This window comes from Gordonia lacunae (assembly GCF_002149015.1).
In the GTDB taxonomy this organism is placed as follows: Bacteria; Actinomycetota; Actinomycetes; order Mycobacteriales; family Mycobacteriaceae; genus Gordonia; species Gordonia lacunae.
Map to the genome: position 1 here is coordinate 145,830 of NZ_NGFO01000010.1, position 12,325 is coordinate 158,154.

General features: G+C 68.0%; 14 protein-coding genes. 11 read left to right on the plus strand and 3 right to left on the minus strand.

Annotated elements, in window-relative coordinates; genetic code table 11:
- Nucleotides 1–40: 40 nt before the first annotated feature.
- The 3 genes from CA982_RS10960 to CA982_RS10970 are packed head-to-tail and all read left to right on the plus strand — an operon-like array spanning nt 41 to nt 2,659.
- A complete protein-coding gene (locus tag CA982_RS10960) occupies nt 41–442 on the plus strand; it encodes a hypothetical protein (protein WP_244176218.1) in 402 nt (133 codons plus the stop codon).
- Complete coding sequence (locus CA982_RS10965) at nt 423–1,994, plus strand: sensor histidine kinase (protein WP_086535358.1); 1,572 nt, start codon at nt 423–425, stop codon at nt 1,992–1,994. The genes CA982_RS10960 and CA982_RS10965 overlap by 20 nt, the downstream gene beginning before the upstream one ends.
- Nucleotides 1,991–2,659, plus strand: coding sequence for a response regulator transcription factor (locus tag CA982_RS10970; protein WP_086535359.1), 669 nt, complete (start codon nt 1,991–1,993; stop codon nt 2,657–2,659). The genes CA982_RS10965 and CA982_RS10970 overlap by 4 nt, the downstream gene beginning before the upstream one ends.
- On the opposite strand, the gene CA982_RS10975 is transcribed toward CA982_RS10970, so the two are convergent.
- Nucleotides 2,656–3,813, minus strand: a complete 1,158-nt coding sequence (locus tag CA982_RS10975; RefSeq protein ID WP_086535360.1) for an Rv3169 family protein — start codon at nt 3,811–3,813, stop codon at nt 2,656–2,658. The genes CA982_RS10970 and CA982_RS10975 overlap by 4 nt on opposite strands.
- A 4-nt stretch (nt 3,814–3,817) precedes the next feature.
- On the minus strand, nt 3,818–4,951 hold the full coding sequence (locus tag CA982_RS10980; protein WP_086535361.1) for a phosphotransferase family protein: 1,134 nt from the start codon (nt 4,949–4,951) through the stop codon (nt 3,818–3,820).
- A gap of 132 nt (nt 4,952–5,083) precedes the next feature.
- Here CA982_RS10980 and CA982_RS10985 point away from each other — a divergent pair, with 132 nt between their 5' ends.
- Genes CA982_RS10985 through CA982_RS11000 form a run of 4 tightly spaced genes read left to right on the plus strand, consistent with a single transcriptional unit; the run spans nt 5,084 to nt 7,488 of the window.
- Nucleotides 5,084–5,671, plus strand: a complete 588-nt coding sequence (locus tag CA982_RS10985) for a TetR/AcrR family transcriptional regulator (RefSeq protein ID WP_086535362.1) — start codon at nt 5,084–5,086, stop codon at nt 5,669–5,671.
- A gap of 28 nt (nt 5,672–5,699) precedes the next feature.
- Nucleotides 5,700–6,125, plus strand: a complete 426-nt coding sequence (locus tag CA982_RS10990) for a CoA-binding protein (RefSeq protein ID WP_086535363.1) — start codon at nt 5,700–5,702, stop codon at nt 6,123–6,125.
- A gap of 15 nt (nt 6,126–6,140) precedes the next feature.
- Nucleotides 6,141–6,923 carry a hypothetical protein gene (locus CA982_RS10995; RefSeq protein WP_086535364.1) on the plus strand — a complete coding sequence of 261 codons (783 nt, stop codon included), beginning with the start codon at nt 6,141–6,143 and terminating at the stop codon, nt 6,921–6,923.
- Between the two features lie 16 nt (nt 6,924–6,939).
- On the plus strand, nt 6,940–7,488 hold the full coding sequence (locus CA982_RS11000) for a molybdenum cofactor biosysynthesis protein (protein ID WP_086535365.1): 549 nt from the start codon (nt 6,940–6,942) through the stop codon (nt 7,486–7,488).
- Nucleotides 7,489–7,646: 158 nt separating this feature from the next.
- Here CA982_RS11000 and CA982_RS11005 read toward each other — a convergent pair whose 3' ends face one another.
- On the minus strand, nt 7,647–8,525 hold the full coding sequence (locus CA982_RS11005; protein WP_086535366.1) for a LysR family transcriptional regulator: 879 nt from the start codon (nt 8,523–8,525) through the stop codon (nt 7,647–7,649).
- A 93-nt stretch (nt 8,526–8,618) separates the two neighbouring features.
- Here CA982_RS11005 and CA982_RS11010 point away from each other — a divergent pair, with 93 nt between their 5' ends.
- The 4 genes from CA982_RS11010 to CA982_RS11025 all read left to right on the plus strand — a co-directional run bounded on the left by CA982_RS11010 (nt 8,619) and on the right by CA982_RS11025 (nt 12,315).
- Nucleotides 8,619–8,987: a YybH family protein gene (locus CA982_RS11010; protein ID WP_086535367.1), complete on the plus strand. Its 369-nt coding sequence runs from the start codon at nt 8,619–8,621 to the stop codon at nt 8,985–8,987.
- A gap of 104 nt (nt 8,988–9,091) precedes the next feature.
- The gene (locus CA982_RS11015) at nt 9,092–10,516 is read left to right on the plus strand and encodes a phosphotransferase family protein (protein ID WP_086535368.1); all 1,425 of its coding nucleotides are present in this window, start codon (nt 9,092–9,094) and stop codon (nt 10,514–10,516) included.
- A 37-nt stretch (nt 10,517–10,553) separates the two neighbouring features.
- Complete coding sequence (locus CA982_RS11020; RefSeq protein WP_086535369.1) at nt 10,554–11,825, plus strand: acyl-CoA dehydrogenase family protein; 1,272 nt, start codon at nt 10,554–10,556, stop codon at nt 11,823–11,825.
- A 13-nt stretch (nt 11,826–11,838) separates the two neighbouring features.
- Nucleotides 11,839–12,315 carry a hypothetical protein gene (locus tag CA982_RS11025; protein ID WP_086535370.1) on the plus strand — a complete coding sequence of 159 codons (477 nt, stop codon included), beginning with the start codon at nt 11,839–11,841 and terminating at the stop codon, nt 12,313–12,315.
- The last annotated feature ends 10 nt before the right edge of the window (nt 12,316–12,325 follow it).

A 12,325-nucleotide genomic window follows, 5' to 3' on the forward strand; every position in this document is an offset into this window, starting at 1 on the left:
ACTCATGGTCGGCTCACCGGAGTCCGACAGAGTCGTCGACATGAAGATCTCACGAGTACTCGCCACCCTCGCCCTCGGTGCGCTCGCGGTCGCTGTGGTGACCGCCAGCTTCTTCCTCATCCGTTCGCCCGAGCCCGACCTGGCCGCCGACTCGGTGTCGGTCGATGTCGCATCGCAGGCGGCCCAGACCGAGGCACCTCGAACCCAGACCACTCCGGCGCCCGTTCCGCAGATCCCGGCCGGCGCGCCGGTGCAGCGGGCCGTCCCGCCGAACCTGAACTCCGACGACGACGATTGGTGTGACGTCCGAGTGGTCGATCGCGACGACGACTGCGATGACGACCGGGACGATGACTGGGATGACCAGGGCGGCGACGACCGGGGCGGCGACGACCAGGGCGGCGACTGGGACGATGACATCGATGACGACCGGGACGACTGACGACGCGAGCGGGCCGAGTTCAGTCGAGAGGGCGGGTGTGCGGCAGCGCCCCGCGCTCTCGGCACGCTGGCGTATCACGGCCTGGATCATGCTCACCACGTTCCTGCTGCTGGTGGTCGTGTTCGTGGTGACCCGCAATCTGCTGCTCCGCGACGTCGACAGTCGGGCGAACCATGACGTCGCGCAGGAGGCCAGCGAGTTCCGGACCTTCGCGGCCGAGGGCGTCGACCCGACGACCACCGAACCCTTCACGTCGGTGTCGCGGCTGCTGGAGGTGTTCCTCTCCCGGCAGTCGGCCGGGCAGGGCGAGGTCATGGCCGGCGTCGTCGGTGACACCGAGATCCTCGAACTCCCCGGGAACGCCTGGCCGGCCGCGGGGGAGGGCCGCCGGGTGCTCGACGAGCTACGAGCCCAGACCGGTCCGGCCGGCGTGTTGATGACCGATCACGGTGAGATCCGCTGGGGGAAGGTCGAACTGGAACCGTCCGGGGAAGGTTCGGCCGATCCGGTGGCAGGTCCGGCGCAGCCGGGGACCTTCCTCGTCGGCATCTACACCGATCCCGGTAGGGAACTGGTGGACCGCACGATGCGGGTCCTCGCGATCGTGGGACTCGCCGGCATGATCGTCACCACCGGGGTGGCCTACCTGGTCGCCGGCCGGATTCTGGCGCCGGTGCGCAGTGTGCGGATGGTCGCCGCGGAGATCAGCGAGAACGACCTCACCGCGCGTGTGCCGGTCATCGGGCGCGATGACGTGGCCGCACTGGCACAGACCTTCAACGCGATGCTCGACCGGATCGAGGACGCGTACACGACGCAGCGCCAGTTCGTCGACGATGCCGGCCACGAGCTACGGACTCCCATCACGGTCGTGCGCGGTCATCTCGAACTGCTGCCCGACGATCCGGAGGAGCGCCGTAAGACGCTCGACCTCGTCGACAGCGAGCTGGGCCGGATGGGGCGCATCGTCGGGGATCTGCTCATGCTGGCGAAGTCCGAGCAACCCGATTTCGTGGTGGCCAGGACGGCCGATGCGGCACAACTGATGCTCGACATCGAGTCGAAGGTGCAACCGCTCGGCGACCGGCGGTGGCTGCTCATGGAGGTCGCCGAGGGGACGTGCACGGTCGATCACGAGCGGATCACCCAGGCGATGCTGCAGTACGCGTCGAACGCCGTCCGCCACACGGACGACGGCTCCGTGATCCAGTTGGGGTCACGCTTCGCCGGGGTGGGACCGCAACGCCACCTGTCGATCTGGATCACCGACGACGGCCCGGGCGTCGAGCAGGAGGACGCGGCGCGGATCTTCGAACGTTTCCAGCGCGGCCGCTCCGCGTCGGCGCCGCAGCACTCTGCCGGCGCCGGTCTGGGTCTGGCGATCGTCCGCGCCATCGCCGACGCCCACCACGGTGTCGCCTGGGTGCGCAGCGTCCCGGGTCACGGTGCAACGTTCGGCATCGATGTCCCGGCGCCCGATCCGGACCCGCGGGCCACGAATTCGTCCGCCGGCGCTGTGCCGCCGGCACCAGGAGAAGGAGACCGGCGATGAGCCGTGTTCTGATCGCCGAGGACGACGCGCGGATCGCCTCGTTCATCGGCAACGGCCTGCGTGCGGCGGGTTACAGCACCGAGCATGTGTCCGACGGACTGTCGGCGCTCGAAGCCGCGCGCGGCGGAGGTTTCGACATGGTGGTCCTCGACATCGGCCTGCCGTCGATGGACGGATTCGACGTGCTGTACTGCATGCGCGGCGAGGGGATCACGACCCCGGTGATCGTACTCACCGCCCGAGACAGCGTGAGCGACACGGTCAGTGGGCTCGAAGGTGGCGCCAACGACTACATGACCAAGCCCTTCCAGTTCGCCGAGCTGCTCGCCCGCATCCGGTTGCGGCTCGTCGACGACTCGGCAGTCGCGTCGGAGAACCTGTTGGCCGCCGGGGATCTCCGCCTCGATCTGAAATCACGCCGGGCACGTGTGGGCGCGGACACGATCGACCTCACCGCGCGCGAGTTCGCTCTGCTGGAGGTGTTCCTGCGGCATCCCGACCAGGTGCTGTCGCGGGAGCAGATCCTCGGCCACGTCTGGGGTTACGACTTCGACCCCGCGTCGAACGTGGTCGACGTCTATGTGCGGGCGCTCCGCAACAAGATCGGCTCGCATCGGCTGGAGACGGTGCGCGGCATGGGATATCGGCTTCGTGTCGTCGACTAGGTCTGCTCTCGCTCCGGTGCGACACTGAGCCAGTCGGTGAATCCCGACGGATCGTGCCGGCCCAGCGCCCCGTGCTCGAAGAGTCCCCAGCCGGTGCGTGTGGTGCCGTCGGCCTCGCGGCACTCGGCGCGCCCGACGTGATCGATGACGCCGAACGGCGCGCGTCCGATGATCTCGGAGCTGGTCATGTCGTAGGTGAGGCGTTCGGTGAAGTCCGCTCCCCGCCAGACACCGTGGGTCCAGTCGGGGTCGCCGCCGTACCCACCGCCCACGTGGATCGGGACGGGGAGAAGCGATTCCACCGTCAACGTCACCGCCGAACCGCCCGCGCCGGTGGTGGAGATCGTTGCACCGGTGGGCACGCGGGTTCCGGGCGCGTAGTGGACGGTGACATTCGGCCACCCCAGCTGTTCGACGCGCCCGTCTTTCCAGACCCGTGAACAGTCGTTGAGGGTGCGGTAGCCATCCGGGTTCTCCTGGATGATGACGACGAGCTGGAAGTCGTCGAAGGCGATCGGGACGTACAGCCACCACATGCCCTCGAACGGCGGGTCGGCCGGCCGACCGGCCGGTTCGGGCTCGCCGACCGGCCGGATTCCCCACGAGCGGTCGCGGGTGCCGACCCAGGTCGCCGGGTCCACGACGATCTGTTCGCCGTCGACGGTGATCGACCCGCGCCACGTGCCGACCTGGGCGAATCGCTGCGCGTCCAGGGTGACCTTCGCGCCTTGCCGCATCACATGGGGTTGTTCGAGAAGGGCGTCGAACAGGCCCTCCCAGTGCAGGTCCAGGGCGATGCCCTCGGTCTCGGCGAGGGTCAGGTGGAGTGCGCGGAGCGGGTCCGCGACGGCCAGTCGATAGTTGCCGACGCGCTGCTCGAGCCGGTTGTCGTCGATCGCGTCAGCGAGGTGCACCGCGGTCTGGGTGTCGGTGCCGTCGGGCTGCCGGCGCCGGATCAGGACGAACGCGTCCTTCACGCCGAGGTTGGGGTAGTACCCGATGCCGGTGATGAGGAAGATGGAGCCGCTACGGTCGTGTGCGTTGAGGTAAGCGCGATCGTAGAAGTTGCGGTCGCTGTTGCCCGGCCATGCGATCGGCTGCGGCAGTTGATGAATGGGATACTCGTCCATCGGTCCCAGGCCGGTTCGGCTCATGCGGTCAGTCCTCCTCGAGGAGTCGTTCGAGCAGTGGTCGGTGGTAGAACAGCGTGCCGTCGACGTCGTCGGGGCGATCGAGTTCGCCGAAGTGCACGCGGCGGGCGCCGGTGCGCATGAAGACGCAACACCACTGGACGGCAGCGTGGACGTAGAACCATCGCAGGTCCCCGAGTTCGACGCCGGTCCGCTGCCGGTAGGTGTCGCGGACGTCGCTCTCACGCAGCAGATCCGGCAGGCCCGGCAGGCCCGCCATCGTCGCGAGTTCGTGAAAGACCTGGTGCGCGAACACCACCCAGGCGATGTCGAGTTCACGCGGACCGGTGCGTGCCATCTCCCAATCGAGTACCGCGGTGGTCGTGAAGTCCGCGAACATCATGTTGCCGATTCGCGAGTCGCCCCAGGACAGGACGGGTTCGGTGTGCGCGACGTCGTCGGGGAAGTTGTCGGCGAGCCATGCGAGTGCACGTTCGACCAGCGGTGAACGGCCGATCCCCTCCACCGAGAAGTCGTACCAGTCCTGCAGCCAGGCGAGCAGACGGGCGAGGGGGGTGTCACCCGCGGGGAGATCGTCGGCGAGGAAACCGAACTGCCGGGCCGCGTCGGGGATGGAGTGGAGGTCGGCGATCACGCCCACCGCGGACTCCTGGGCCCGGCGGCGATCGGCCTCGGTGGCGTCCCCGAACCAGTTGTCGCCGAACGTGTACGGCATCACGTCGGGCGGGACCTCACCCTCGCACCGGTCCATCAGGAAGAACGGCGCGCCCAGGAGCGTGCCACTCGGTTCGAGGTGGTGGACGGCGGGCACCGGGACGTCGCTGAGTTGCGCGATCAATCGCATCGTCTCGTACTGGTGATCCATGCGGTAGGAACGGAACACGGGAACGTCGGCGCTCGACGGCGCCATCCGCATGACCCAATGCCGGGTGGGTTCGCCGGGCCAGGACACCGATACCGGGATGGTCTCCGACGACATGCCGTTGCTGTCGCCGCTCGCGGTGACCGTGACCTCGGGCACGGCGTCGGGAGTGTCGCTCTGCTCGGCCAGCCAGCGCGCGAGCGTGTCCGGGACCGAGGCGTTGTCCCGACTGGAACGCTGCAGATGGTCGACCTGCTCGACGGCGGGTTCGGTGGCCATGGGCACCCCCTGTGATCAATACCGGCATATTCGCTACGGTGAGTAGCGTTATGACAGCAGAAGGGTCGCGCGGTTCGCAGCGACTTCGGGAAATCCCCGATCACAAGGTTCCGACGGAGAGCGGGTGGGCCGATGAGCACCGGGACGGGAGAAGCGGTTTCGGGGCGTCCACGCGACCTCCGGATCGATTCGGCGGTGCTCGACGCCGCCGCGGAACTGGTCGTCGACGTCGGCTATCGGAAACTCACGATGGCTGCGATCGCCGATCGTGCGGGAACGACGAAGACCGCGCTCTACCGCCGCTGGTCGGGCAAAGCCGAGCTGATCCACGACCTCGCGTTCTCCCGGATGGCGCGGCTTCCTCCGTCCAGTGGTGAGGTCGAGGCGGACCTCCGCATCATGGTCGCGGCGGCTCGCGATCTCTTCGCCAGCCCGGTGACCCGTGCGGCGCTACCCGGGCTGATCTCGGACATGGCTGCCGAACCCGAACTGGCGGCGCGTGTGCACGCCGGGTTCGCGGAGGTGTTCGGTGCATTGCGTGACCGGTTGGTGACCGCCGTCGACCGCGGCGAGGTGCATCCCGATGTGGATCCGGATCGGCTCATCGAAGTCGTCGGCGGAGCGGCGATGCTGCACGCGCTGCTGCTCGACGACCGTGAATTCGACACCGCATGGGCGGATCAACTCAGCGCGCTGGTCGTGCACGGAGTTCTGCGATGAGGCCGGCCGACCCACCTACACTCGTGGGATGACCGCACCGAGCAACACCGACGACGTCGTCGAACAGATCTTGTCCACCTACGACACGATCACCGTGGTGGGTGCCAGCGCCAATCCGTCGAAAGCCGCCAACGAGGTCCCGGCGTACATGAAGAATCGCGGCTGGCGGATCATCCCGGTGAACCCCACGGCCGACGAGATCGTCGGTGAGAAGGTGTACCGGACCCTCGCCGATGTGCCCGAACAGGTCGGCCTCGTCGACGTCTTCCGCCCCGGGCCCGAGTGTGCCGACGTCGCCCGGGCGGCCGTCGCGGCCGGTGCGACCGCCCTGTGGCTGCAGCTCGGTATCCGATCGGCGGAGGCGCGGTCGATCGCCGAGGACGCAGGTGTGTTGTACGTCGAAGATCGCTGCCTCATCATCGAGCAACGCCGCACCGGCATCGTTCCCGGCTGACGGCAGGGTGGCCCGGTGACCTTCCTCGACGAGCTCACGCACCAACGACTTCCGCTGTTCCTGCTCTTCGCGTCGTTCGTCGTCACGTTCATCGTCACGCGGGTGATCACCCGACTCATCCGGGCCGGCAAGGGCCCCTTCCGCAACAACGTGTCGGACGGCGTGCACGTGCACCACATGGTGCCGGGTCTGATCCTGACGATCGTCGGCGCCTTCCTCTCGGTGGGTGTCAACGGGGCGTCGCCCGGCGCGGAGATCAGTGCGGTGCTGATCGGCGTCGGCGCCTCACTGGTGCTCGACGAATTCGCGCTGATCCTCCGCCTACAGGACGTGTATTGGTCACCGGAAGGCCAACTCTCGGTCCAGGTGGTCGCCCTGACCGTCGCCGCACTCGGGATGGCGGTGCTGGGTTTCAACCCCCTCGACGACGCGAACGTCGAACTCGGTCCCGTCGCGTTGGTGGCCACGGTCCCGATCAACGTCGCATGCGCCATCCTGTGCGTGCTGAAGGGCAAGTTCTCGACGGCTATTGTCGGCGTCTTCATCCCGGTGTTTGCCTGGTCCGGTGCGATCCGGCTCGCTCGCCCACATTCGGCCTGGGCTCGCCGGCGGTACACACCGGCCAAGATCGACAAGGCACGCGCCCGTGCGAAGAGCTTCGACGAACGATGGGGGCGTTGGGGTCTGAGTATCGGAGACCTCATCGCGGGCAAGCCCACCGATCCTGTGACCGTGGTGGCCAAGCCGACGGACGGCACGACGACCGCCGACGCGCGGTCGACGCCCCCGGTTACCTGATCCGGGTGCCCGATTGATGATCTACGACTACTCCTGCGAGTTGCTGATGTTCGTCGTCTCACCGAAACACGCCTACTTCGGCAGGCCCAAGGACGGCCCGGCCGACGAGGTGGAGACCCGCACGCCGGATTCGGTGGAGATGATCGCCGACAAGGGAATTCGCGGGGATCGCTTCTTCGGCGTCCGCGCCCACACCGAGGCGGCGGTGACGTTTCTCGCGCTCGAGGCCTGGACGGCCGCGGCGGGTGACGCCGATCCGGTCCTCGCCCGACGCAACATCGTGGTGCGCGGCGTGGAACTGGATCCTTTGCGGGGCCGGGAGTTCGAGCTGGACTCAGGGGCGGGACCCATCCGGTTCCGCGGCGGACGCCCTGCCCACCCGTGCTCGTGGATGGACACCGTCGCCGGCGACGGCGTGCGCAAGGCGCTGATAGGGCGGGGTGGCCTGCGAGCGCAGCCGTTGACGTCGGGAATCCTGAGTCTCGGTCGTGCGGTGCTGATCAGCGATGTCGAACTCGACGCCACTCGCGCCGCCGACCAGGTCCGTCGGGCCCAGCCGTTGTAGTGGGCAGCGGACACCGAGAATCGGCCTTCTCTGTGGAGCTGTCAAGGGACGGACACCCCGAGCTGGGCTCGGGTGTGGAAGGTGCTACGCGCATGTGTGGACAGTCGGTGGGTGCGGCCCACCACCCACGCTCAGGGGCATAACGTTTCGCCCCATCCTCATTCGGTTCCTCCGAACGCGTCCGTGGCCACCTCGACGAAACGCGCGGCAGCGGCAGACGGTCGCGATCCCCACAGCAAGCCGAGATGGGCGGTGCCGTCGACGTCCCGGATCGGAACCCCGGACACGCGTTCGTCATCCGCGACGATCGACTCACTGAGAATTCCGACTCCCATTCCGCTGCAGACCAACTCGATGATCGCTTCCGGTGAGGAAGCTTCGATGGCCGGCCGGATGGGTCCGCCCGCTGATACCGCTGCCGCGTCGAAGACACTTCGGATGCCCGCGCCGCCGGGTAGGCAGATGAGCGACCGTTCGCGAAGCAGGGCGAGGTCGACCGTCCGCCCGGGGACCCGTCCGTTCGCGGGCATCACGGCGACGACGCGTTCGGCGATGACAGTCATGGCGGACACCCCCGGCGGGAGGTCGCCGCCGTGCCCGGCCAGGGCGATGTCGAGGCGACCGTCCGCCACCGACGCGATCAGTTCGGTCGACGGGGACTCGCGCAGGCTCAGTTCGATCTGCGGATGCGTCGACCGGAAGGTGCCGAGCGCCGCGAACAGGGGCGCGATGGTGCACCCCTCGACCATCCCTACCGACAGCCTGCCGCGGACCAGTCCGGCGACCTCCGCGACGAGCCGGGTCACGTCGTCGGCGGCGGCAAGGGCGCGGCGAGCCGACGGGAGCGCTTCGCGGCCGGCGTCGGTCAGGCGCACCGAGCGTCCGGAGCGATCGAAGAGTGTCGCACCGAGTTCCCGTTCCAAGGAGCGGATCTGCGCGCTGATGTTCGGCTGCGTCGTGTGGACGCGCGCTGCGGCCGCGGTGAAGCTGCCTTCCGCGGCGATCGCTGCGAAGTATTCGAGCTGCCGGAGTTCCATAACTCCGGATGATAGTTGACATACCCAGCATCACTTGGACTTATCTCTTGAGTTGGACGACGGTGGACAGCGAACACATCGAGAGGAGCTGTCATGACCACGCACGAAACCGCACGCACGCCCGAGGACCTGACTCGGCTGTTCGTCGAGTTCTCCAACGCCGGCGACGCCGATGCCGTCGCCTCGCTCTATGACGAGGACGCGGTGATGGCCTACCCGCCCGGCGAGGTCACGCGCGGCCGGGCCGCGATCCGCGACCTGTGGGCGTCGGTTCTCGCACACCGGCCGACCTTCGTGCCTGAGCCGCCGTTGCCGACGCTGATGTTCGGGGACGATCTCGCACTCACATCGACACCGCCCCGCGACGGCGCCGGCGCCCGCGCCCAGGTGGTCGCGCGGCGGTCCGACGGATCGTGGGTACGCATCATCGACCAGCCCGAGTTCCAGACACCGGCCCAGTGAGGCATCGGGCGCCATATTTCTGAGTCCGGATTCAGCTCTCGTGCTAGCTTCGCTGTGGTGGCGGTTACATCCGCCCGGGCGACGGCGCGAAGGGACGGATCGGCGTGGGAGTACCGGAAGCGGACGGGGTCGCCGCGACGATCGCATCCCGACTCGCCGGCCGACGCGGTACCTCGCTCTCGGTCGAATCCGCACGGCTGCTGCCGGCGGGTGCGAGCCGGGCAACCTACGCGGCTGCCCTCGTCGAGGGTTCCGGGCCCGCGGAGCCGATCATCATCCGCGCGGTCCCCGCTGCCACCGACGATGGCGGCCTGCGGGCCGAGGCGCAGGTCCTGCGTGCGGCTGCGGATGCCGGGGTGCCGGTGCCGGAGATCCTCGATGCGGGTTTCGACGACGAGGGCAATGTTCTGGGGTTCCCCTATTTGGCAATGACATTCATCGACGGCGAGTCCATCCCGCGCCGGATACTGCGCAACGATGTCCACGCCGCGGCGCGCGCCCGGTTCGTCGCCCAGTGCGGCGAGATCCTCGCGCGTATCCACCGGATCGACGTGAGTCAGACGCCCGGTCTCGGCGAACTCGGCGATCCCATCGCCGGGCTCCGAGAGCTGTTCCCGCGCGAGTTCGACGCCATGCCGGCGGGACTGGTACTCGCGACTCGATGGCTCGCCGACAACCCTCCCGAACCGTCACCGCGGCAGTGCCTCGTACATGGTGACTTTCGGCTGGGAAATCTCCTCATGGACGCCGAAGGGATTGTGGCGGTGCTCGATTGGGAGCTCGTCCACCTCGGTGATCCGATCGAGGACCTCGGCTGGCTGTGCGCCAAGGCGTGGCGGTTCGGGGGGTCGACACCGGTGGCCGGGATGGGCGGCCGTGACGAGCTCCTCGACGCGTACGCCCGGGAGGCGGGTTGGCGTCCCACCGAGCAGGCGCTGCGCTGGTGGGAGCTCTACGCCACCGTGAAGTGGGGACTGATCTGCGCGGTCCAGGCGGCGCGACACCTCGACGGTGTCGAACGATCGGTGGAACTGGCCGCCATCGGACGTCGAAGTGCCGAGCAGGAATTCGACGCCCTCCTCGACCTCGGGCTCGTGACACCGGCGGCGGTGCCCGATCCGCTCACCGAAGCGACGGGTGCGGGTGCGGGTGCGGGTGCGGGTGCGGGTGCGAACGAGGATCTCTACGGCTCGCCGAGTTCCGTCGAACTACTCGAAGCGCTTGCCGAGTTCCTGTGGTCCGACGCGGTACAGGCAGACCTGTCGCCGCAGGTGCGCTTCCATACGAGAGTGGCCGGCAATGTCGTCGACGTCGTCCGCCGGCAGATCCTGGTGGGTGCCGCACATGCGGAAGCGAGTGCGCAACGCCTGAGTGCCCTCGGCATCGCCGATCACCGCGCCCTCGGTGAGGCACTGCGGTCCGGTGCGCTCGACGGGACCGACGAGGAGGTCCGGGACGCCGTCGTCGCCGACGTCCGTGCCCGGCTCCTCGTGGCAAATCCCAAGTACTTCGCGGTCCCTCATCCGTGACCGCCGGACATCCGATCCCAACCGAGAGGGGTTCATCGTGGACTTCGCACTGCCCGAGTCGCTGAGCGACTACCTTGACGAACTCGACGCATTCATCGAGGCCGAGATCATCCCTCTCGAGCAGACCGACGACAACATCCGATTCTTCGACCATCGGCGCGAGGACTCCCGAACGGACTGGGAGCGAGGCGGCCTGCCGAACAAGGAGTGGGAAGCGCTCCTCGGCGAGGCGCGGCGCCGCGCGGATGCGGCCGGTCACTTCCGCTACCCCTTCCCGTCCGAGTTCGGCGGCCGGGACGGATCGAACCTGGCGATGGCGATCATCCGCGAGCACCTGGCGTCGAAAGGGCTGGGGCTGCATTGCGATCTGCAGAACGAGCACGCCATCGTCGGCAACAACATCGGCTTGCTCCTGATGCTCGAATACGGCACACCGGAGCAGCAGGAGGAATGGGTCGAGGGATTGGCCGCGGGCACGAAGTTCTTCGCCTTCGGTATCACCGAACCCGACCACGGTTCCGACGCCACCTACATGGAGACGACCGCGGTCCGCGACGGCGACGACTGGATCATCAACGGCGAGAAGACGTGGAACACCGGTATCCATGCCGCCCATCGCGACATCGTGTTCGCCCGCACCAGCGGCGAACCCGGCGACGCCCGCGGGATCACCGCATTCCTCGTCGACCCGCAGGACCCCGGGTTCGCCGTCGAGGAATACCTGTGGACCTTCAACATGCCGACCGACCATGCCCACATCTCGCTGCGGGATGTTCGCGTGCCGAACTCCGCGGTGTTCGGGGCGGAGGGCGCCGGTCTGCAGGTCGTGCAGCACTTCTTCAACGAGAACCGCATCCGCCAGGCGGCGTCCAGCCTGGGCGCGGCCCAGTACTGCGTCGACCGCGCCGTCGCCTATGCCAACGAGCGTGCGCCCTTCGGTAAGAAACTGTCGACGAATCAGGCCATCCAGTTCCCGCTGGTCGACCTGCACACCCGGTGCGCGATGATCCGGGCCCTCATCCGCGAAACCGCCTGGAAGATGGACACCTACGGGCCGTTCGCAGCGTCCGCGGAGGTCTCGATGTGCAACTACCAGGCGAATCGACTGTGCTGCGACGCCGCCGATCAGGCGATGCAGGTGTTCGGCGGACGCGGCTACTCGCGGCACGAGCCGTTCGAGCACATCTACCGACATCATCGTCGCTACCGGATCACCGAGGGTGCCGACGAGATCCAGATGCGACGCGTCGCCGGGTACCTGTTCGGTTTCATGTCGGGAAAGGCGCCCAAGGGAGTGCAGTCGTCCTGAGTAGGCTGACCACATGATCGCGGTCATCATCATCGTGGCCACCGTGGTGGTCGCACTGTTCATTCTCGGCGGCGCCGCCTGGTTCGCGTACGACTCGGACAAACGTGTGCGCACCTTCGCACGATCCACCGACCTGATTCCCGGCCGACCGGGCCGGGCGCCCGAGAGCTGGGCCACCGACAACACGCGAGAAGCGTTGCTGCATCGACGAATTCGGTACGCCATCGCCGACGTGCACGCGAACCCGGCGATCCCGCACGACGACGAACTCGTCGCGGCACGCAATCGCCTCGACGATGCGGTGTTCGAACTCGACGATCGGCTGATCGCGTCGGTGGACCTCGGCGACGAGGAATCGACCGAGGCGCTCGATCACGCCGAGTCGGCGATCAAGGACCTCGAGAAGCTGCCGAAGAAGCTGTGGGAAGCGCCTCGCGAGGATCAGCTCGCCGATCTGGACCGCGTCGCTCGCGCGCTGTCGCGGGGCTGACGGCTCAGAT